Here is a 21,993-nt window from a genome sequence, read left to right as displayed (position 1 = left end):
ATGTTTGACTCGGTCTGGTTGTTATTTGCATTTCCGGCGCTGGGCGCGCTGATCATTCTGTTCGCCGGGCGCTGGATGTCCCAGAAGGTCGTCGGATGGATTGCCTCGCTGGCGGTGGTCGGCTCATTTGTGATCTCGGTGCTGTTGTGGCTGGGCTTGCTGGCGCTGCCCGCCGAGGAGCGCAGCGTCACCGTGCACTGGTGGGACTGGATCACAATCGCCGACTTTCACGCGCCCGCCGCCGTGCTGATCGACCCGCTGAGCGTCGTCATGGCGATGGTGGTGACAGGCGTCGGCGCGTTGATCCATATTTACTCCATCGGCTACATGGATCACGAGCCGCGCTACCAACGCTACTTTTTCTACCTGAACTTCTTCATCCTGGCGATGCTCACGCTGGTGATGAGCAACAACTTCCTCGGCATGTTCGTCGGCTGGGAAGGCGTCGGCCTCGCTTCGTTCTTGCTCATCGGCTTTTGGTTCGACAAACGCGACGACCTGTACGGCTGGTACGCCGACTGCGGCAAGAAAGCGTTCATCGTCAACCGCGTCGGCGACTTCGGCATGATCCTGGCGATGATCATCGTCTGGTCGACGTTGGGCACGGTGGTCTTCACCGAGCTGAACGAGGCGGCGCACCATCTGGCGCCGGCCACGGCGACGCTGATCTGCCTGTTGCTGTTGCTTGGCGCAACAGGGAAAAGCGCGCAAATTCCGCTCTACGTCTGGTTGCCCGACGCCATGGCTGGCCCTACGCCCGTCTCGGCCCTCATCCACGCCGCTACGATGGTCACCGCCGGCGTTTACATGATCATTCGCACCAACGCGCTCTGGCATCTGACCGTGGACGCAGGGTTGGTCACGGCCTGGATCGGCATGTTGACCGCACTGCTGGCGGCGTCGATCGCCATCGTGCAGACCGACCTCAAGAAGATTCTGGCCTATTCAACGGTTTCGCAGCTCGGCTTCATGATCGCAGCGGCGGGGCTGGCGGCTTACGGCGCAGCACTCTTCCATCTGGTGACGCACGCTTTCTTCAAAGCGCTGCTCTTCCTGGCCGCCGGCAGCGTGATGCACGCCACCCATGGCGTGCTCGACATCAACCGACTGGGCGGCCTGCGCGAAAAGATGCCTACGACCTATCGCACCTTCCTGGTCGGCGCTGCAGCGCTGGCGGGCATTCCGCTTCTGTCCGGCTTTTTCTCGAAGGACGCCATCCTTGTCGTTGAGCTGCAGAAGAACCTTGCGCTCTACCTGGTCGGCATTGTCACTGCGCTGCTCACGGCCATTTACAGCTTCCGCGCCGTGTTTGTGACCTTCCACGGCCAGCCACGCGACCCACATCTCTACGACCATGTGCATGAGAGCGGGCCGATCATGACCGTTCCGCTCTGGATTCTGGCTGCGCTCAGCATCGTCGGCGGCGTCATCAACCTGCCGTTCGTGCTGACGTTGGAGCACTGGCTGGAGCCGGTGATCGGCGAGCACGAGAAGATTCCGCTGGTGCTGGAGCTGCTCGGCATCACGATCAGCATCGTGGTTGCGGTGCTCGGCGTGTTGACGGCGCGGGCGCTCTACCTGACGCAAGAGGGCTGGGCGAAGCAACTGGCGCAGAGTTTCGCCATTCTGCGACGACCGGCTGAGAACAAATGGTGGGTCGATGAAATCTACGACGTGCTCATTGTGAGGCCGCTCAAAGGCCTCGCAGACTGGTTCGCCGCCTTCTTCGATCCCAAAGTGATCGACGGCGCAGTGAACGGCGTAGGCGCTGCGCTCAACGACGCCGGCGAGGCGGTGCGCAAGCTGCAGAACGGCGCCATCCCGGCCTACGCCTTGAGCATTCTGGTCGGCGTCGTCGCCGTGCTCTTCTATTTCTTATTCTTCGTGGGATAAAGATTGAATTTTAAGGAATTCGCCTTATGGCCTTGTCGATTCCATATCTGCTCACCATTATCACCTTCCTGCCCTTAGCAGGGGCGGCGATCGTGACGCTCGTCCCAGGCGACGGCGCAAAGAAGTGGCTGGCGCTGGCGACGACGCTGGTCACCTTTCTCGTCAGCCTGCTCCTCTGGACGAACTGGCAGGATGGCTACGCCGGCATGCAGTTCGTCGAGGACGTCGTCTGGTTCGCGCCGTTGGGCATCCGCTATGCGCTCGGCGTGGACGGCGTCAGTCTCTTTCTGGTGTTGTTGACGACCTTCCTGATGCCCATCGCCGTCTTCTACAGCGTGCTCTACGTCGAACATCGCGTCGGCGCCTACATGGCGCTGATGTTGCTGCTGGAGACGGCCATGATCGGCGTCTTCGTGGCGCTCGACCTCGTGCTCTTCTTCGTCTTCTTCGAGGCGAGCCTGATCCCGATGTACTTCCTGATCGGCGAATGGGGCGGCAAAAACCGAGTCTACGCAGCCGTGAAGTTCTTCCTCTACACCTTTGCAGGCTCGGCGTTGATGGTCGTCGCCATCCTGATCGTCTACTTCTCGACCGGCACCTTCGACATCCTGGCCTTGCAAAAGGCGCAGATGCCGCTGGCGGTGCAGACGTGGGCTTTCCTGGCCTTCAGCCTGGCCTTTGCGGTCAAGACGCCGCTCTTCCCCTTCCACACCTGGTTGCCCGACGCCCACGTGCAAGCGCCGACCGCTGGCTCGATCATCCTGGCCGGCGTGCTGCTGAAGATGGGCACCTACGGCTTCCTGCGCCTGGCCATGCCGGTCTTCCCGCAGGCGGCGGAGCAGTTCGGTCCGCTGCTGGCGACGCTGGCCGTGATCGGCATTCTCTACGGCGCGCTGGTGGCGCTCATGCAGAAGGACATCAAGTCGCTCGTCGCCTACAGCTCGGTGGCGCATTTAGGCTACGTCATGCTGGGCATCGTGGCGATGAACGCGCAGGGCGTCAGCGGCTCCATCCTCCAGATGGTGAACCACGGCCTGAGCACAGGCGCCCTCTTCCTCATGGTTGGCCTGCTCTACGAACGACGCCACACGCGCATGCTGGATGAGTTCGGCGGGTTGTGGGCGAGCGTGCCGGTCTACACCGGCCTCTTCCTGGTTGTGGCGATGAGCAGCGCCGGACTGCCCGGCCTCAACGGCTTCGTCGGCGAGTTCACGATTATGCTCGGCGCGTACAACTATATGCCGATCTTCGCCGTGCTGGCCGCTGCGGGCGTAATTCTGGCCGCATGGTATCTGCTCACCGCCTTCCGCAAGATGGCGCAGGGTGAGATCACCAACCCGGCCAACGATCGAGCGCACCTGAAAGACCTCAACGGGAAAGAGCTGGCGATGGTCATCCCGCTGGTCATCCTGTTCTTCGTGATCGGACTCTTCCCGAACCTCTTCTTCGACAAGATCAACCCATCGGTCGAAGCGATGCTGGAGACGCGCGCCGCCATTCTGCAACAGGCGACGGCCGAACAGACGCCAGCTTTTGAGCTTGCCGAAATCATGGCGACGGAGGCCCAATGAACAGCGCAGATTTGCAACTCAACCTCCATCCCGTGCTGCCGGAGCTGCTGATGGTGGCGACGGCGGCGGTGGTGATGATCCTGGATATGTTCAATCGCAAAGGCAAGGCGCCGACAAGGGCGCTGCTGCCCTGGGTTGCGCTGGTCGGCGTCCTGGTCACGGCGGCGGCTTCCATCTGGCTGATCGGCCAGCCGGTCTCCTCGTTCCAGGGGATGGCGATCAACGACGCGCGCGCGCAGGCGCTCAACCTGGTGGTGCTCGCCGGCGCCGCGCTGACCGTCCTGCTGAGCATCCGCTATATCCCGAACGTCAATCGACAGACCGGCGAATATTACGCCCTCATTCTGCTGGTCAGCACCGGGATGATGGCGATGGGCTCCGCCACCGACTTGATGGCGCTGTTCCTGGCGCTGGAAACCTTCTCGCTCGGGTTGTACATTCTGGCCGGCCTGAACCGCACCGATCGCCGCAGCAACGAGGCGGCGATGAAGTACTTCCTGCTCGGCGCGTTCGCCAGCGCGTTCTTCGTCTACGGCGCCGCCTACGTCTACGGTGCAACGGGCAGCACGCGCTTCGACCTCATCGCCAATGCGCTCTTCGACGGCCAGGCCGACCCGTCGTTGCTCGCCATCGGCGTGACGCTGCTGATCGCCGGTTTTGGCTTCAAAGTCAGCCTCGTTCCCTTCCACATGTGGACGCCTGACGTCTACCAGGGTTCGCCGACGCCGGTGACGGCGTTTATGAGCGTCGGCACCAAGGCTGCAGCTTTCGCCGCCTTCTATCGGCTCTTCGCCTTTGCGCTGCCGAGTGAGCAGGCCACGTGGGGTCCGGTGTTGGGCGCGCTCGCCATCCTGACCATGACGCTCGGCAACCTGGCCGCGCTGCGACAAAGCAGCCTCAAGCGACTGCTCGCCTACTCGAGCATTGCACACGCCGGTTACATTTTGGTGGGCCTGGCGACGGCCACTTCGGCGGGCATCGACGGTGCGCTCTTCTATTTGATCAGCTACGCTTTCATGAACATGGGCGCGTTTGCGGTCATCATCCTGCTCGAACGCCAGGGAGAGATGGACGCCCTGGGCAACCGGTTGAATGGCCTTGCACGGCGCCATCCGCAGGTGGCGATGTTGATGAGCATCTTCATGTTCAGCCTGGCGGGCGTGCCGCCCTTTGCAGGCTTCTTCGGCAAGTTCTTCGTCTTTGCGGCGGCGGTGTCGGGCGGCTACTCGTGGCTGGCGGCGGTCGCCATGCTCAACAGCGCCATCGGCGCTTACTACTACCTGCGCATCGTCGTCAACATGTACTTCGCCGAGCCGACGGAAGAGACGCGCATCGAGCCGCAGCAGGCGAGCATTCCGCTGGCGTTCGCGCTGGGCGTCTCCGCCGTCTTCACCGTGGCGCTGGGCGTCTTGCCCTCGCTGTGGACGAATCTGGTGCAGAGCGGCGCGCTCAACCTCGTGGCGATGCGGTGACCGTAGTCTTTTGCATGCAAAAGGGGGCGAGCATGAATGCTCGCCCCCTTTTTGTTTTCCTCTGTGTGCGCCTCGGCGCGAACAAATGCCCTAAAGATTGCGTTTTCATTACAGACGACATAGCCTGATGTCAGGCATTGTGATATGTAAGTTGCAAGGCTGCTTCATCGGATCATCCAAAATCTTGCGATCTGCGAGGACGTGCGGCTGGGAGCCGCACCTACGTAAACTGCCAGATTGTTAAGCGCAGCCAATTGTGCCTATATGAGTCGCCGGGGAATCTTGCGAACGTTCAGACCTTGCCGAGAGACATGATGAAACGCGCGAAAATAAAGGCCGATATGAATATCAAGCGCTGGATCGGGCTGATCGTCGGGCTGATCGTCGCCCTGACGGTGGCGGTCCCTGCGCTGGCGCAAACGCCTGCGTGCGCCCGCACGGTGACGGTGCAGGAAGGCGACACGCTCACCGCCATTGCTCAGCGCACGCTGGGCGACGCCGCCTTTTACAATCGCATCGTGGACGCCACCAACGCGGCAGCAAGAGTCGATCCGAGCTTCTCCACAATCCAAAACCCGAATCGCGTGGGCATCGGATGGAAGCTATGCATTCCTTCCAATTCGTCTCAGCCCACGTCCACCCCCACGGCTGCGCCCACAAGGGTTCAGCCTCCCCCTCTGGCGACGCCGACGCCGGAAGATGAAGGCGGCGTCGGGGAGGTCGAGTCCTTCGACGGCGAGGCGCTGACGATCGAGTATTTGCGCCGTCAGAATTATCCTGCGCAGTCGCTGGTGATCAAAGAGACCTTGACGCCCGGCTCCAACTACAATCGTTATATCGCCTCCTACATTTCAGAGGGGTTGCGCATCGATGGGCTGCTGACCGTACCGCAAGGAGCCAAACCTGCAACGGGCTGGCCGGTGATCATTTTCAATCATGGCTACATCCCGCCGGCGGTCTATCGACCGACGGAGCGCTACGTCGCTTACGTCGACGCCTTTGCGCGCAACGGCTACATCGTCTTCCGACCCGACTATCGAGGCCACGCCGACTCGGAGGGCGAAGCGCGCGGCGCCTATGGCTATCCCGACTACACGATCGACGTGCTCAACGCCGTGGCGGCGATGAAGAACTATCCCGACGCCGACCCCAATCGCATCGGGATGTGGGGCCATTCGATGGGTGGATACATCACGCTGCGCGCCATGGTCGTCGATCCGGACATTCGCGCCGGCGTCATCTGGGCGGGCGTGGTGGCCGATTATCCGGACCTGTTGACCAAATGGCGCCGGCCAAACAACCTCCCTGCGCCTGCGCTGTCACAGGCGCGTCGCTGGCGCGTCCTGCTCCAGGAAAAATATGGGACGCCGGAGGAGAACCCTGCATTTTACGCGTCGATCTCGGCGAACAGCTATCTCGCCGACCTCTCTGGCCCCTTGCAGTTGCACCACGGCACAGCGGACGCCTCGGTGCCCTATGAATTTTCGGCGACGCTGGCGGAACAACTCAAAGCCGCCGGACAGACTTATGAGTTCTACACCTACGCGCGCGATGACCATAACATTTCGCAGGGCTTCAACGAGGCCATGGCGCGGTCGCTCGCCTTCTTCGACCGCTATGTGAAAAATCGTCGGTGAGTTAAAACCGAATGTCTAGGGCGGCCTGTCGCCGCCCTTTCTTTCGCCGGGCGCCATCAGCGCGTTCCGCTGGACGGGCCATGTCCTGAACCCGGCAATGCAGCCCTCTGTTATTCAAAAATCCAGGCGTCCACGGAACGCTGCCACTCGATCAACGCATCGCCGAACCACAGCGCAATTTCCGCTGCGGCGGTTTCCGGCGCGTCGCTGGCATGGACAAGGTTGCGCCCGATCTCCAGCGCAAAATCGGCGCGAATGCTGCCCGGCGCCGCCTCGAAGGGCTTGGTGGCGCCGACCGTCTGCCGCACGGCGGCGATGGCGTTGGCGCCTTCGACCACCATCGCCACCACCGGCGCGCTGGTGATGTATCGAATCAATCCCTCAAAAAAGGGTTTGCCCTCATGCACAGCGTAATGCCGCCTCGCCAGGCTTTCATCGACTTGCACCATTTTCATGGCGACGAACTTAAGCCCTCGCCGCTCCAGACGACTGATAATTTCACCGATCAATCCGCGTTGCACGCCATCCGGCTTGATCATCACAAATGTGCGTTCCACGTTTATCCGCTCCTTTGACGATTTTTATCGGTTTAGTTTTTGGTTGGTTTGTTTTGATGCGCAAAACAACGGGTAAGTGTACTGCAAAGTCAGAAAAAGGACGAATCTTCGGAGGGTCCAGGTTCAACCAATAGCGCGGCTTCCTGCAAGGTGATGCGCAGCGGCGTCCGTGGTCGCTCCCAGGGAATGCGCAGCCACATCTGGACAAACTCGCCGTCTGGGTCCATGCTCTGAATTGGGTTGCGCGCCAGCGCCCGGTCATCGACGTCACCGGTCGCAGCGAGCACCACCCAGGCCATCAGCGTGTATCGGCTCTGTTGCGTCAGCCGACGGGCGAGCTGATACGCCTCCCTACGCTCGCCCTGCTGCCAGGCGGCGACCATCCAGTTGACCTGAAAGTCCAGACGCTTTGGCTCTGCTTTGACCAGTTTGCGATAGGCGTTGGCGGCGTGGCTCCAGCGACCGGCGCGCAGATAAAGGCTGGCCAGCGCTGCGTCGTCCAGGCGCAACGGTTCGCCTGGGTTCGGTCTGGTGCGCGCCAGGCCGCTGCGGATGTCGGGATCGTAGGGATGGCACTGAAAGGCTCGACGCCAGATCGAGCGAGCCGTGGGCAGCATTCCTTTTTGTTCCACGGCAAAGGCCAGCGACCGCCAGGCGACGGCGTTCCCCGGGTCGGCCTGCAAGAGCCGTCGCGCCCAATCTTCGCCTTCTTGCCAGCGTTTGAGCATCCAGGCCGCCTGAATCAACCGCTCATAGGTGGCAAGATGACGAGGGTGGCGCAGCAGGACGATTTGCGCCAGCGCAGCGGCGGCTTCCGGCGCGCCGGCTTCCAGGCGCGCCTGCATCGCCTTGCTCACCATCGCCAGATCGACGACCGTTTCGCCGGCTTCACTGCGCCCAAGCGCCCCTTCAGACGCCGAAATCATTGCCCCATTCTATCCAGCGGGATGAAAACGAATAATAAGCGCCGTCTCGGATGTTGTGAAGCGCCCTCAACTGTCCGACAAGCTGATGAATCGGTCGCTCATCGCCGGGCGCGGGGCCGAAGGGGTCGCTCACCGGAGAAGGCTCGCCTCGCAAGATGCGGAAGGTGGTGAGAACGGAATGCGCCAACACCTGCAGGTGATAGCCGCCTTCCAGCACGCAGACGAACCGCCCATCGCATAGCTCGTCCGCCAGCGCCATCACTTCATTCACCAGCGCCGCATAGCCTGTGATGCTCAGCCCCATGCTGGCGAGAGGGTCCAGCCAGTGAGCGTCGAAGCCGGCCGAGAGGATGATCAGCTGGGGGCGAAAGCGTCGCGCCACCGGGGCAAGGACGCGCTGAAAGATGTCCAGATAGCCCTTGTCTCCGACATGGGGCGGCAAGGGCGCATTCACCGTTGCGCCATACGCCTTGTCGACGCCGATTTCGGTGGCGCCGCCCGTGCCGGGGTAATACGGATATTGATGCGCGCTGAAAAAGAGGACGCTGGGGTCTTTGAAGAAAATGTCCTGCGTGCCGTTGCCGTGATGAACATCGAAATCGATGATGAGAACGCGTTCGACGCCGTGATGGCGCTGCGCCCAGCGAGCGGCGATAGCGGCATTGGCGAAGAGACAGAAGCCCATGCCCTGATGCGACAGCGCGTGGTGACCGGGCGGGCGCACCAACGCAAAGCCGTTGTCCGCCTGGCGCCAGAGAACGGCGTCGACCAGATTGAGCACGCCGCCGGCCGCTCGCAGCGCAGCCTCATAGCTATCTGAGTTGACGTAGGTGTCGGGGTCCAGATAACCGCCGCCGTTGCGGGTGATCCTCTGCAATCGTTCGACGTATTGCGGCGTGTGAACGGCGAGGATCGCTTCCAGGGGGGCCGGCGTGCTTGGAACCGTCACCAGCCTGTCGAGCAGGCCTTCTTCCGCCAGCAGCTCCATCGTCGTTTTGAGCCGACGAAAATTTTCTGGATGACCCTCCAACGTATGGCGCAGGTTAAATGCATCATAGACGATCGCTGTTCGCTTCATGGTGGGGAGCCTCACCGCCGCCTTTGGCGTTTCTCAACCAGCTTTTCCTTTGAACGTTGAAGCAGTTCCCCCTCCCTTCGACGACATCGATCGGCGAGGGAAACGTGCGCGCCAAATGCAAAATGTGCAGGTCAAGCTTCCTGTTGAAAGCCGGGCTTAAAGCGCACTGTTTGTGCGGAACGCTCTGCTTCGCCTCCAATCATCTCAAAAACCGGGTCGAAGTCAAATTCATCGACATGTAGGAGACGAATTTGCCTGTGCACCTGCACCGGCAGCGAACTCTGCACCGGACGCGTGGCGTGAAGCACAGCGCCATCCCACAGCAAACTCAAACGCCGGTCTTCCGTCAGGGTGAAGCCGAGCAGCGCCCACCAGGGCCAGCGCTGCAGCCAGCCCGGCTCGACCACGATGGCGTCCCCCCGGTCGGCGAGCCCCGCTCCTTCCCAGATGGCGGCGGCGGCGAGCTGCATGCCTCGCCAGGGGTCGGCGAAATGGTCGGGGCGATCGCTGCACCGGCGCCAACCGGCTGCGCTGCGCCATTGCTCCAGGTCGAAGCGCGTCGTCCTCGGCGCCTCGCTCCCCGTTCGTCGGAGCAGATAGTGCAGCTCGCTTTCCCAGCGCGCGGCGTTCACGTCGTCGCCCGCCTGCACCGCCAGCTCCACGGCGTCCGCCAGGATTTGCGCCAGCGTCGCCATCTGCGCGGCGCTCCCTACCAGATCGGGACGCTGCGCACGCAGCAGGATCAGCGCATCGGTGCAAAGCTGAACCGCCGGCTTGTGTTCTTGCAACAATTGCGCCGTCAATCGGTGACGTCGGTGATGCGCAGCCAGAGCGCGCAGATACGCGCCGTTGGCATCCAGGAGCGCTTCAGGAGAAACGTTTGCAGGCTCGCCGGGAAAGGCGGGCAGCACTGCGGGCAGGCGTCCCTCCGTCGCCTCCGCCACGCGACGCAGATGCGCCAGCAAATTGCGGCTCTGCACCGGATCGAGCGCGTCCCAGACGTCGACGAGGGGCGGGACATGAACCGTGCAGCGATCCGAAGGCGCCATGCCGGTGCGGTGACGTTGCAGATGGCGCACCGCTTCCAGCCGCGCCTGCTCCACCGCCTGATTGAAGGCCGGGTCCGGCGTCCACAGCCGCCCCATGTGCAGACGACGCGTCCAGTTGCGCGTGCTGACGTCGAAGATTTCCTCGACCTCGCGCAGCGTCAGAAAACTGCTCCACGCCAGCTGCTCGCCGACGTCGCTGACGGTGAAGACAAAGGGCACCTCGACGATGCCGTTGACCAACACGTGATAAATCAAGCGGGCGTGCGCAGGATCATCGAGATCGACGGCGTCGGGGCGCCCGTGGGGGTTGCCGAAGACGCGCGTGCTCTCGGCGTTGCTCTGGCGATAGAGTCCCTGCGCAGGCCCTGGATTGCGCTGCGCCACCAGCAGGCCATCCACGATGCGTTGCGTCAGCGGCTCGCCCCAGTCGATGTCGATCTCCAGGCGCAGCAGGCGGTCGCCTTCCGCCTGGCACTCCAACAGCCAGAAGAGCGAGCGGTCGTCGTTGGTCTGATAGGGGATGCACAAGCGTTTGGTGACAATGACGCCTTCTGAGCCGGCGATCGTCTCCTGATGACCGGGGAAAAAGCGCGTCACCAGCGGCACCAGCTCACCCTCCTGCCAGTCGAGCACGCGCATGACAATAGAGCGAACGTACCGGCGGTTCGCCCAGGGCCAGTAGACTTCCTGCGGGTTGCAGTCGGCGTCCAACCAGCAGATCAGCTCGTGGTTGGCGAGCCGGTTGATCGGGCCGCCGGCCAGGTCAAGGTAATCGATGCTTTGCGGCTGGTCGAGAACAGGAGAGATGCTCATCGCACAGCTTCGTGCTTCACGCCGGCCATCAGGAGGCCCAACCCTTCGCGCGTGGCGTCCGCGCGGTCGACGACGTCGATGATCTCACCCTTGTACATCACGGCGATGCGGTCGGAAAGCGCCATGATTTCATCCAGCTCGGCGCTGACCAGCAACACGGCGACGCCTTCATCGCGTTTGGCGACGATCTGGTTGTGGATGAATTCGATCGAGCCGACGTCGATCCCGCGCGTCGGCTGGGCGGCGATCAACAGCTGGATCGGTCGGCTGAACTCGCGCGCCACCACCATTTTCTGTTGATTGCCGCCGGAAAGGCTGCCGCCCGGCGTATAGATGCTGGGCGTGCGCACGTCGAACTTTTTGACCAGCTCCCTTGCGTGCGCAGCGATGGCGGCTTCCTGGATGGTGACGCCCTTGGCGAAGGGGGGCAGGTAGTACTGATTCAGCACCAGATTGTCGGCGACGGTGTAGGAATCGACCATGCCGTAGGCGTGGCGATCTTCGGGCACATGGCTGCTGCGTCCCTCGTGGGTGATGCGCCGCGGGCTGGCGTTGGTCATGTCTACGCCTTTGATGCGCACATGGCCGGCGTCCGCCCGGCGCAGACCGGTGATCACCTCGACCAGCTCGGTCTGGCCATTGCCCTGCACGCCGGCCACGCCGAGAATTTCGCCGGCGCGCACCTGGAACGAGACGTTGCGCAGCGCCGGTTCGCCGAGGTCGCTGGTGGCGCACAACCCTTCCACCTCCAACACCGTCTCGCCGGGATGCGCCGGCCCCTTGTCCACGGTCAGAATCACTTCCCGGCCCACCATCATCGAAGCGAGCTGCTGTTGCGTGGCGGTCCTGGGATCCGCCACGCCGACGACGCGGCCGTTGCGCAAGACCATAATGCGGTCGGCGATGCGCAGCACTTCCTTGAGTTTGTGCGTGATGAAGATGATCGACTCCCCCTGGCGGCGCAACGTCTCCATCACCTCGAACAACCCCTCGATCTCCTGGGGCGTAAGGACGGCGGTCGGCTCGTCGAGGATCAAAATTTTGGCGTTGCGATAGAGCGCCTTCAAGATCTCGACGCGCTGACGCACGCCGACGGGCAAATCCTCGACGATGGCGTCAGGGTCCACCTCCAGACCATATTTTCGGGAAAGCGCTCGAATGCGCTCCGCCACGGCTCGCCGGTCGAGCAGCCCATTTTTCACGCTTTCATCGCCCAGCATGATGTTGTCGGTCACGGTCATCACCGGCACGAGCTGAAAATGCTGATGCACCATGCCGATGCCGAGCGCAATGGCGTCGCGCGGAGATTTCATCACGACGGGCCTGCCGTTGACGAAAATTTCGCCGTGGGTGGGATGGTAGAGGCCGAAGATGATGTTCATCAGGGTCGATTTGCCGGCGCCGTTTTCGCCGAGCAAGGCCAGAATCTCGCCCTTGTGCAGCACGAGGTTGACGTCCTCGTTGGCGATGACGCCGGGAAAGATCTTGGTGATGTTGCGCGCCTCAAGCACCGGCGGCGTGGTTAATGTGCTCAAGTGATCGCTCCTGCATCGAAACCCATGGGCTGATTCGCCCGTTCATTCCGACTCGCCCTCCGTCTCGTACACCTTGCCTTCCGCCGCCGGCGGACGCACGCGGCCGACGAAGCCGGAGACGGCGACGATGGTGACGACGTAGGGAATCATGCTGACGAACTGGCGGGGGACGGTGGTAACGCCCGCCAACAGCAGCTCATTTTGCAACGCCTGCGTATAGCCGAAGAGCAGCGCCGCCCCCATGGCGCCGAAAGGCATCCAGTTGCCAAAGATCATGGCGGCCAGGGAAATGAAGCCGCGACCGGCGGTCATGCCTTCCTGAAATTGCCCGACCGCCTCCAGCACAAGGAAGCCGCCGGCCAGCCCCGCCAGCATGCCGCCGAGCACGGTGTTCATGTAACGGAAGCGGTTGACGTTGACGCCCACCGTGTCCGCCGCGCGCGGATGTTCGCCGCAGGCGCGCGAACGCAATCCCCAGCGCGTGTAAAACAGACCGATATGAATGACGACCACCAAAATCAACGCCGTGTACGTGAGCGGCGGGTTGGTGAAGAGCACCTCGCCCAACACCGGAATTTGCGACAAGCCCGGAATCGCGATGGCGCCGAATTTCCCCTGCGCAACGGCGTTGCGGTCGAAGAGATAGGCGCTGACGCCGCCGGCGAGAATGATGAGCACCGTGCCGGAAATGATCTGGTCCATGCGATACCGGATCGAAAAGATGGCGTGCAAAAGCCCCATCAGGCCGCCCACCAGCAGCGCAATCGCCACGCCGAAGAGGAGGCTGGGCATCAATGGCCAGTGGTTTGTGCTGGTCTTGGCGACAAACGCGGCGAACGCGCCCGCCAGCATCATCCCTTCGATGCCGATATTGATGATCCCCGTGCGTTCACAGAGGATGCCGCACAGGGCGCCCAGGATCAGGGGAACGCTGGCGCGCAGCGTGAAATTCAGAGCGCTGACGCTGAAAAAGACGCGCAGCCAGGTGTTTTCCCCCAGGGGTGTGAGGTTGACCAAAAACGCCATCACGACAAAAAAGATCACAAGCGCAATGGCGATGTACGATGTCACACGCAACGTCCGCTGCATCGATTGTCACCTCCCCCATCCGGTGCTGAAGACCGTCGTCTCGACCTGATCGCTCGGCTTGCGGATGCGGTAAATCTGGCGGATGATCAACGGCGCGGCGACAAACGCCAGCACCAGCGCCTGAATCACCTGAATGATGTCGGCGGCCACGCCGGAGTCAAACTGCATGCGGGCGGCGCCCGCCTCGAGCGCGCCGAGCAAGAAGGCGGCGAGCACGACGCCGATCGGGTTGGTCTGACCGAGCAGGGCGACGGTGATGCCCTGAAAACCGACGCCGCCGGTGAATTCAGGGGCAAAGCGGTGGTTGAGCCCTAACGTCTCGATGGCGCCGGCCAACCCTGCCAGGCCGCCAGCGATCATCATGGTGAGGATCGTGATCCAGCGCACGTTGATGCCGGCGTAACGCGCCGCCTTGCTGTTGGCGCCGACCGTGCGCGTCGAAAAGCCCAGCGTGGTCTTAAAGAGAATCCACCACATGATCAACGCCACGAGCAACGCAATTGCGACGCCCCAGTGAATGCGATACGGTTCGGGAACGATCCAGGGGAGGCGCGCGCTCATGAACACCTCCGGCGTGCGCGAAATGGCGCCCGCAGTTCGGTCCCAGAGGGGGCCGGGCGTCTGTCCCTGCGTGCCGCCAGCGTAGACGGTCCAGGCGGCGAAGAGGCTGGCCACGTAGTTCAGCATGATCGTCACGATCACCTCGTGTGCGCCGGTGAAGACTTTGAGCGCGCCCGGAATGAAGCCCCACAACACGCCGCCGGCGACGCCGGCCAGCAGCGCCAGCGGCAGATGAACGAAGGCGGGCAACCCTTCAAAGTTGACGCCCACCGCCACCGAACAGACGGAGCCGATCAGAAACTGACCGGAGGCGCCGATGTTGAACAGCCCCGCCTTGAAGGCGACGGCCACCGACAGACCGGTGAGGATCAGCGGCGTCATTTTGCGAATGGTGGTGGACCAGGCGCGCGGGCTGCCGAAAGCGCCTGTCCACAGGCCGCGGTACGCCGCCAGAGGATCGTCGCCGAAAATCCACATGACGATGGCGCCCAGCAGCAGGGCGGAGAAAACCGCCAGGATTGGAATTAAAACCATGTATCCAATCCGGCGAAGGATAGAGAGACGCATAGCCGCTCCAAGACGAATTACGCAATGCTACAGGTAAAAACAAGAGGCAAGGAATGGCCTTGCCTCTTGTTCCTTTCCATGCAACTGTTCAGCTCCCATCGCGCACGACTTCTTCTTGAGCGAATGAGCCTTCAGCCTGTGGCGCAAGCGGTCGCAACAGTTGCATCGACTTCACTCACTGCCCATAGCCGGTGCTCAGGCTGCCGTCCTCCAGTGCAGCCGCAATCTCGGCAAGCTTGTCCTTCACTTCCTGCGGAATCTTATCCTCGAAGTCGTGGAAGGGGGCCAGGGCGGCGCCGCCGAAGTAGTTGCCGGCGGTCATGACGCCCTCATTGGCGTATTTCAGAATCAGTTCCGTCACGGAAGGCGTGATCATCTTCATAGCGCTGGAGACCAGGCAAGGCCGCGCCGCCGGCAGCGTCTCCCATTGGTCCGTATCGACGCCGATGCAGAAGACGTCCGTGCCGGCGCCGGGCGCCGAGGCCACCTCTTGCAGCGCGCCGTTGCCCGTGATGCCGCCCGCGCCGAAGATCACATCTGCGCCCTGATCGAGCGCCTGCTTGGCCGTCGCCGCGCCCCATTCCGGATCGGTGAAGGCCTGGGCGATCTCGCCGGGATGATAGGTGGAGATGATGCGGATGTCCGGGTTGATGTAGCGAGCGCCCGCTTCGTAGCCCTCCTTGAAGGCGACCACCGGCGGCACCAGGTCTGTGCCCAACACGGCGGCGATGACGCCCGTCTTGCTCAGCTGCGCCGCCAGAGCGCCCGCCAGGAAGCCCGACTGATCTTCATGGAAGACCAGCCCGGTGAGGTTGGGCAGCTCCTCCACCTGGAACTGATCGACGCCGATGAAGTAGATGTCCGGATTCTCCTTGGCGGCTGCGATCGTCGCCTCGCCCAGAGCGAAGCCGACGGTGACGATCACATTGAAACCGGCGTCGATGAACTGCTGAATGTTGTCGGCGTAATCCTTCGAGTCCTGCGTCTCAATGTACTTGTAATCTTCGCCTTCCCTCAACCCCAACTGCTGCGCCGCCTGCACGACGCCTTCCCAGGCCGACTGGTTGAAGCTGCGGTCGTTGACGCGACCGACGTCGGTCACCAAACCGATTTTGATGGATCGGGCCGCTTCAGCAGCAGGCGGTTGCGTTTGCGCAGCGGGAGCGCCTGCGGGAGCCGCCACTGTACAGGCGGAAAGCAAGAGCGCGAGCACGAGCGCCATCGACAGCAATACGGTGACTCTCTTATTAGACATGATCGTATTTCCTCCCAACAGATTCACAAAGGTTTGATAGTGGAACAGACGATGTCAATCTGCACTCATCTGAATGAGTGGTTGATGCGTGGAAGCTCAGAAATAGGCATCCCTTGGGCGCGCATCTCTGCCGTTGGAGTGTAGATGACGCAAAGCTGCGTTCCTGTTATTATAACGGAAGGTTGAATTTGAGCAAACCATCACGAAATGATAGAGAGCGCAAATGAGCACCCTGACGTTCATCGGGGTCGATGTAGGCGGCACGTTCACCGACTTTGTCGTATTGGACAATCAGTCCCTGATCGTTCATAAAACGCCCACCACGCCTGAGGATCAAAGTCTCGCCATCGTGCGAGGATTGCAAGAGCTAGGGTTGCTGCACGGCTCCGTCGTCGCGTCGAATTCGCTCGCCATCGTGCACGGCATGACGGTGGCGACCAATGCGCTGCTGGAGCGTCGCGGGGCGCGCACAGCTCTGCTGACGACGGCCGGATTCGCCGATGCACTCGTGATCGGCAGACAGAATCGGCCTCATCTGTATCGATTGCACCAGCAGCGCGCTCCCGCGCTCGTGCAAGAGCGCCACCGCCTCGAGATCGCCGAACGATTGGATCACACCGGCGCCGTTCTGACTCCGCTCGACGAAACAGCGATCCCTTCTATCGTGCGCTTTTTACAGGAGGAGCAGATCGAAAGCCTGGCCATTGTCTTCCTCTTTTCATTTCGCAACCCAAGCCACGAACGGCGGGCGGCGCAGCTCATCCGAGCGCAATGGCCCGACCTCCCGATCTCGCTGAGCAGCGAGATTTTGCCTGAATATCGCGAATTCGAGCGCACCGCCACCACGGTGATCAACGCCTATGTTCAACCGCTGGTCGCCCGCTATCTCAAAAAATTGGCGCAGCGCCTTGAGGCGCATACGAACGGCGCAGCGCCTTCAATCCACATCATGCAGTCGAACGGCGGCGTGATTGCGCTGGAACAGGCGGCGCAGCAGGCGGCCCGCGTCGTGCTGAGCGGGCCTGCGGGCGGCGTCGTCGGCGCTTTCGCCGTCGCCGAACAGGCCATCCGCGCGTTGCCGGATGAGCTCCCCTTTTCGCCTCCAGGAGGAAAGAAGGCGATCAACCTGATCACCTTCGACATGGGAGGCACCAGCACCGACGTCTCGCTCTGTCCGGGCCGCATCCTCACAACCGCCGAGAGCACGATCACCGATCTGCCACTGCGCCTCCCCGTCATCGACATTCACACGGTCGGCGCCGGCGGCGGCAGCATTGCGTTCATCGACGTCGGCGGCGCGCTGCATGTCGGGCCGCGCAGCGCCGGCGCCATGCCCGGGCCTGCCTGTTATGGCCGCGGCGGCGATCTGCCCACGGTCACCGACGCCAACCTTGTGCTGGGTCGCCTCGACGCAGAGGGGTTTCTGGGGGGAGCGGGCGACGTGAAGCTGGATGTGGCCGCAGCGCGCCGCGTGTTGCAGCGCCTGGCCGAGACGCTCCGGTTCAGCGTCGAGGAGACGGCGCTGGGCGTCGTGCGCGTCGCCAACGCCACGATGGAACGCGCCCTGCGCCGCGTTTCTGTGGAGCGCGGCTACGATCCGCGCGACTTCATTCTCCTGCCCTTCGGGGGCGCCGGCCCGCTGCACGCCTGCGAGCTGGCGGAGAGCCTGGGCGTCTCCACCATCCTCTGTCCTCCTCATCCCGGCGTGCTGAGCGCCTACGGCATGTTGATGGCGGACATCGTCAGCGAAACCTCGCAGGCGCTGTTGCTCGATGCAGATGCGCTGGCCGCCGACCTGACGCCGTTGCAGCATGCGCTCGCTGCAATGGAAGAACGCCTGGCAGCGCTCTTGCCGCAACAACGGAGCGCTGAGCCGCGGTTCACCGCAGCGCTCGATATGCGGTACAAAGGGCAAAGCTATGAGCTGACGACGGCGCTTTCCCTGCCTCTGAGCGCCGACGCCCTCTCCACAACGCTCGAGGCGTTTCACGGGGCGCACGCGCAGCGCTACGGCTATGCCATGCCGGAAGAACGCATCGAAGTCGTGACCGTTCGATTGCACGCCACTCTCGGCAGTGCCAAACCTGCGCCTGTGGTGAAGCCGATTGAACGATGGAGCGAGGCGGATGAAGCGGTGGCATGGATCAAACCGGTCTGGTTCAACGCCTCCGGTCCGACGCCGACCCCTTTCTATCGCAGGGAACAACTCCGGCCCGGTCATCGTTTTCACGGTCCGGCCGTCGTGCTGCAATACGACGCCACCACCCTGGTCACGCCTGCGTGGTCTGCGCTCGTCGATGGCCTGGGCAATCTATGGCTCTGGCGCAATTCTCAGCGCGGTCATTCGGCTGAAGATTAACTTTTGGATATTTCAGAAAGGAGTTTTTCAGGATGAGATCGATCTTAATTCGTTGGATTGTGCTGGCGATCGCTTTTGGCGTGACGACGTGGTTGGTGCCAGGCATTCATTTTGAGGGCGATTGGATGACGCTCTTTCTGGTGTCGGCGGTGTTGGGCCTGTTGATGGCGGTTCTGCGCCCCATCCTGGTGTTGTTGACCTGCCCCTTTGTGATCCTGACCTTTGGACTGTTTATCTTCGTCATCAACACGCTGATGCTCTACATCACGGCCTGGATTTTCCCCGAATCCTTGCGCATCGACACTTTCTGGTGGGCGTTGCTGGCGAGCATCATTATGGGCGTCATCGCCACCGCGCTGAGCGCAATTCTGGGAGAAGAGTGATTACAGCTTGCCTTCCTCCATCGCCTGCAACAGCGCCATATCCAGATGAACCGGATCGCGCTCGACGGCCTCCGCCACTTCCTGTGCGCGAAGTTGCGCCTCTTCGCGCACAGCCTCTTCATCCACGCCGAGCACCCTGCCGTTTCGCACCAGGATGCGTCCATCGACCATCACCAGGTCCACCTCACGGCCGCTGGCGGCGTAAACCAGATTGGGGACGATGTTGCGGATCGGCTCCGTAAGCACAGGCGTCAGGTTCAGCGCGTTGAGGTCGACCAGGATCAAATCAGCCTTTTTGCCTGGACGGAGCGACCCGATCTCATCCGCCATGCCGAGCGCCTGCGCGCCCTCGATGGTGGCCATGCGCAGCGCCTCCCATGCAGGCATCACGGTCGGGTCGCGATATTTGATCTTGTTGAAGAGGGCCGTCAACTTCATCTCGTTGAAGATGTTGTTGCAGTTGTTGCCCGCCGCCTGGTCGGAGCCTAGCGCCACCGGCCCGCCCGCCGAACGAAAGACCACCGCCGGCGGCACGATCCCATCGATGAGGCCGATGCTGCCCGAACAGAGCACCATGCGCGCGCCGCTGGCAGCGATCTGGATCGCCTCTTCGTCGGTGGCTTCGGTCAGGTGAACGGCCAACAACTGGTCGTCAAGATAGCCGATCTGTTCCAGAAACGCCGGCGTGCGTTTGCCGTAGCGCTTGAGCATTTGATCGATCTCGCGCTCGCCCTGCGCCACATGCATGTGGATCATCAAGCCGTCGGCGGCGGCCAGCCGCTTGATGTGCAGCAGCTGATCCCGCGTGAGCATATCGGCGGCCTGAGGGCCGTACATCACCGTAATGCGACCGTTTTCGGCGCCATGCCACTGGTTGGCGAATTCCATGGCGGCGCGGATGTTCTGCTCGCCGATCGCCTCATCGAGGGGATAGAGGTCGCCGATGCGCCAACTTGCCATTCCTCGAGATGGCAGGGCGTTGATGGTGGGCGTCAACACTGCGCGCACGCCGACCGCAGCAAATATCTCCGCCCATCCCTCGATGGGAGCGGCGTAGTCGCCCATCGTAGTGGAGCCCGCCTTGAGCGCCTCCAGCACGTTTAACCAGACGCCGGCCAGGGCAGCTTCTCGATGCAGATGGCGCGTGTAGGGCGCCAACCCCTTCTGCATCCAGTGCGCAATGTCCTGCGCCACGCCGCGCAGAACGGCCAACGGCGTGTGCATGTGCGCATCGATCAGGCCGGGCAGCAGCGCGTGATGCGAAGCGTCGATTGTCTCACCGGCGACGTAGCGCTCTTGCAGCGTAGCCGTAGGCCCGACGTCGACGATGCGATCCTTGCGGATGGCCACAGCGCCGTCGGCGAGGTAGCCGACGCCTTCGCCCTCCATCGTGAACGTATGCGCATGAAGCAACAGAATATCGACGGCTTCGGGCATGTGTCCGCTCACCCAGCTCACCGGTAAGGTGCAGGCTCGCTGGCAAATCCACCTGGATACGCAGTTGGCTGCGACTCAGGCAGAGTGTCCTGATGCATTTTGAGCAGTAGCGCTGCGGTCAGCCGCGTATTTTCCTCAATCGCCAGTTGCAGCAGAATAAATTCACCTAGGGCGTACAGGGTGATGAAATTCAGAAGCCCTCCAATCAAGATAAAAAGTCCGGTGAAAATTGCGCCAGCCCCCGTCGCCGCAGCGAACTGCGGGTTGTCCCCTATCAACGCATCGAGGTTCATCAGTTGTGGCAACAACACGACGCCGATAGCAGACAGAATTGAGAGGATCAGGCTGATCCAAGCCAACACCTTCAGCAAGCCGCCCAAAAAACGCAGCACATCAAATCGTTTGGGAACAGTCATTGCGTTTCCTCCATGCGTTTGGCATCAAACCGTTGTTCCGAGACCGTGCATTCAGACCGGCGCAAAGCGAATTGCGCAATCTCAAGCCAGCACATTGTACACGAAAACAAGCCATGCTGTGAAGCCAATAGCAGACGAAAGGGAGCGCCAGCATGAAAAAAACGCCCACCTCGAAAAGTGAGGTGAGCGCGTCTGTGTTCGACAACCGGTTTACAACTTTTTATGCAGCTTTATTCTGTAGTGGCCTTGGCGCTCTCTTTCTCCGTAGAACCGGCTTCTGCAGAAGAAGCGCCTTCTCCTTTTTTCCCATTGGCCGACGCTCTGGAAGAATTTTTGCTATCCGTAATATACCAGCCGCTGCCCTTAAAGTGGATAGCCGGCTGGCCGATGCGCCGTCGGACGTGCACCCCCTGACAGTTGGGGCATGCGGGCGTGCTGCTGTCGGAAAACGATTGGATTATTTCGAATTCATAACCGCAATCATGACAGACGAATTCATAGATCGGCATATGCACCTCCTCTTCTGTGCAACCGAACCGTGCACAAATCCTTCGTCTTCTCAGGCATTTGATTCATTCATTCTCAAGAGCGTATACTGCGAATGGATGTCGCCATTTTTCGACTTAAACGTGAGTATATGCAACTGCCGATCGCCTGTCTAATCTGACCGGGACGCGAAAGATTGAATGCTATGTCCACTCGACCGCTTCGTCATCTTCACTTTGTAAGTCAACACGAGCCAGAAGGCGTTTTTCTGATTTATCCTGTGGAAACAGATGAGGCAATCGTGCTGCAAGGATGGGGCGCCCATCCAGCCTATTATGGCAAGTTCACCTACAACGGTGTGCCGCTCAAGGGGCATCCCGGGCTAGACCTCGCCGCTCCGCCAGGCGCCCCCATTCTTGCAGTCGATCAAGGTCGCGTGAGCGAGATCGGCCGCGACGCATTTGGTCTTGGTCTCTATGTCAAAATTGAACATCGCTGGGGCGAATCCCTTTACGCCCAGCTTGGACAGGTTTTGGTGGAAAGCGGCAAGAGCGTCGAGCGCGGGGAGCGAATCGCTGCGGCGTCTTTGCCGCCTCAAAAAGGCGTCATCCATCTCCACTTCGCCATTCGCATCTTTCCCTATCATCGTTTCGACGGATGGGGTGGTTTCAGTGATCCCACTCCTTATCTTTATGTCACCGAATTGACGCTCCTGCCCGAGGCAGAGGACAATCAAGCGAACTTTCCAGAGGGAAGTTTTGCTCCGATGACGATTGAAAAACCGGGCGCCAGACGTCCTTAAAGCAAATTGTCCATTGAAACAAGCAAGCATCGCCTTCACTCTTTCCGGCGCTATCAAAGCCTTCTGAAATTAAAAGAAGCATTTTCTATGAATTTCAATAAAGGTAT

Annotated in this window: 18 protein-coding genes; 7 read left to right on the top strand and 11 right to left on the bottom strand. The window is 61.6% G+C overall.

The annotated features are described in order from the left end of the window. The 4 genes from nuoL to Q0367_RS08285 all read left to right on the top strand — a co-directional run bounded on the left by nuoL (position 1) and on the right by Q0367_RS08285 (position 6,573). On the top strand, positions 1–1,893 hold the full coding sequence (gene nuoL, locus Q0367_RS08300; protein ID WP_298981527.1) for an NADH-quinone oxidoreductase subunit L: 1,893 nt from the start codon (positions 1–3) through the stop codon (positions 1,891–1,893). Between the two features lie 26 nt (positions 1,894–1,919). After that, positions 1,920–3,464: an NADH-quinone oxidoreductase subunit M gene (locus tag Q0367_RS08295; RefSeq protein ID WP_298981524.1), complete on the top strand. Its 1,545-nt coding sequence runs from the start codon at positions 1,920–1,922 to the stop codon at positions 3,462–3,464. After that, positions 3,461–4,936: an NADH-quinone oxidoreductase subunit N gene (locus Q0367_RS08290; protein WP_297630358.1), complete on the top strand. Its 1,476-nt coding sequence runs from the start codon at positions 3,461–3,463 to the stop codon at positions 4,934–4,936. Before Q0367_RS08295 ends, Q0367_RS08290 begins: the two co-directional genes overlap by 4 nt. 341 nt (positions 4,937–5,277) lie before the next feature. Beyond that, positions 5,278–6,573, top strand: coding sequence for an alpha/beta fold hydrolase (locus Q0367_RS08285; protein ID WP_298981522.1), 1,296 nt, complete (start codon positions 5,278–5,280; stop codon positions 6,571–6,573). Positions 6,574–6,683: 110 nt separating this feature from the next. Here Q0367_RS08285 and ndk read toward each other — a convergent pair whose 3' ends face one another. The 8 genes from ndk to Q0367_RS08245 all read right to left on the bottom strand — a co-directional run bounded on the left by ndk (position 6,684) and on the right by Q0367_RS08245 (position 16,003). Continuing rightward, entirely contained in the window at positions 6,684–7,130 is a 447-nt protein-coding gene (ndk, locus tag Q0367_RS08280) for a nucleoside-diphosphate kinase (RefSeq protein WP_298981520.1), read from the bottom strand. An 89-nt stretch (positions 7,131–7,219) separates the two neighbouring features. Beyond that, the gene (locus tag Q0367_RS08275; protein ID WP_297630368.1) at positions 7,220–8,056 is read right to left on the bottom strand and encodes a lipopolysaccharide assembly protein LapB; all 837 of its coding nucleotides are present in this window, start codon (positions 8,054–8,056) and stop codon (positions 7,220–7,222) included. Next, positions 8,040–9,134 carry a histone deacetylase gene (locus Q0367_RS08270; protein ID WP_298981517.1) on the bottom strand — a complete coding sequence of 365 codons (1,095 nt, stop codon included), beginning with the start codon at positions 9,132–9,134 and terminating at the stop codon, positions 8,040–8,042. Before Q0367_RS08270 ends, Q0367_RS08275 begins: the two co-directional genes overlap by 17 nt. 131 nt (positions 9,135–9,265) lie before the next feature. Further along, positions 9,266–10,996, bottom strand: a complete 1,731-nt coding sequence (locus tag Q0367_RS08265; protein ID WP_298981515.1) for a hypothetical protein — start codon at positions 10,994–10,996, stop codon at positions 9,266–9,268. After that, positions 10,993–12,531 carry an ABC transporter ATP-binding protein gene (locus tag Q0367_RS08260; RefSeq protein WP_297630378.1) on the bottom strand — a complete coding sequence of 513 codons (1,539 nt, stop codon included), beginning with the start codon at positions 12,529–12,531 and terminating at the stop codon, positions 10,993–10,995. The genes Q0367_RS08265 and Q0367_RS08260 overlap by 4 nt, the downstream gene beginning before the upstream one ends. Before the next feature lie 42 nt (positions 12,532–12,573). Next, entirely contained in the window at positions 12,574–13,620 is a 1,047-nt protein-coding gene (locus Q0367_RS08255; protein WP_297630381.1) for an ABC transporter permease, read from the bottom strand. A 6-nt stretch (positions 13,621–13,626) separates the two neighbouring features. Then, positions 13,627–14,715, bottom strand: coding sequence for an ABC transporter permease (locus tag Q0367_RS08250; RefSeq protein WP_297630384.1), 1,089 nt, complete (start codon positions 14,713–14,715; stop codon positions 13,627–13,629). 208 nt (positions 14,716–14,923) lie between these two features. After that, entirely contained in the window at positions 14,924–16,003 is a 1,080-nt protein-coding gene (locus tag Q0367_RS08245; protein ID WP_297630387.1) for a BMP family ABC transporter substrate-binding protein, read from the bottom strand. 223 nt (positions 16,004–16,226) lie between these two features. Between Q0367_RS08245 and Q0367_RS08240 the strand changes: the two genes are divergently transcribed. Beyond that, positions 16,227–18,362, top strand: a complete 2,136-nt coding sequence (locus Q0367_RS08240; RefSeq protein WP_297630390.1) for a hydantoinase/oxoprolinase family protein — start codon at positions 16,227–16,229, stop codon at positions 18,360–18,362. A 32-nt stretch (positions 18,363–18,394) separates the two neighbouring features. Then, the gene (locus Q0367_RS08235; protein ID WP_297630393.1) at positions 18,395–18,745 is read left to right on the top strand and encodes a phage holin family protein; all 351 of its coding nucleotides are present in this window, start codon (positions 18,395–18,397) and stop codon (positions 18,743–18,745) included. Here Q0367_RS08235 and Q0367_RS08230 read toward each other — a convergent pair whose 3' ends face one another. The 3 genes from Q0367_RS08230 to Q0367_RS08220 all read right to left on the bottom strand — a co-directional run bounded on the left by Q0367_RS08230 (position 18,746) and on the right by Q0367_RS08220 (position 21,107). After that, positions 18,746–20,182 (bottom strand): amidohydrolase family protein, encoded by a 1,437-nt coding sequence (locus tag Q0367_RS08230; RefSeq protein ID WP_298981512.1) that lies wholly within the window; start codon positions 20,180–20,182, stop codon positions 18,746–18,748. 17 nt (positions 20,183–20,199) lie between these two features. Continuing rightward, the gene (locus Q0367_RS08225) at positions 20,200–20,598 is read right to left on the bottom strand and encodes a hypothetical protein (protein ID WP_297630399.1); all 399 of its coding nucleotides are present in this window, start codon (positions 20,596–20,598) and stop codon (positions 20,200–20,202) included. A 230-nt stretch (positions 20,599–20,828) separates the two neighbouring features. Then, complete coding sequence (locus Q0367_RS08220) at positions 20,829–21,107, bottom strand: zinc ribbon domain-containing protein (RefSeq protein WP_297630402.1); 279 nt, start codon at positions 21,105–21,107, stop codon at positions 20,829–20,831. 182 nt (positions 21,108–21,289) lie between these two features. Between Q0367_RS08220 and Q0367_RS08215 the strand changes: the two genes are divergently transcribed. Continuing rightward, positions 21,290–21,886 (top strand): murein hydrolase activator EnvC, encoded by a 597-nt coding sequence (locus Q0367_RS08215; RefSeq protein ID WP_297630405.1) that lies wholly within the window; start codon positions 21,290–21,292, stop codon positions 21,884–21,886. The last annotated feature ends 107 nt before the right edge of the window (positions 21,887–21,993 follow it).

It is taken from the genome of uncultured Caldilinea sp., from assembly GCF_937128415.1.
In the GTDB taxonomy this organism is placed as follows: Bacteria; Chloroflexota; Anaerolineae; order Caldilineales; family Caldilineaceae; genus Caldilinea.
The sequence above is the reverse complement of the archived record's forward strand: the minus strand, read 5'-3'. Positions and strand labels throughout refer to the sequence as shown.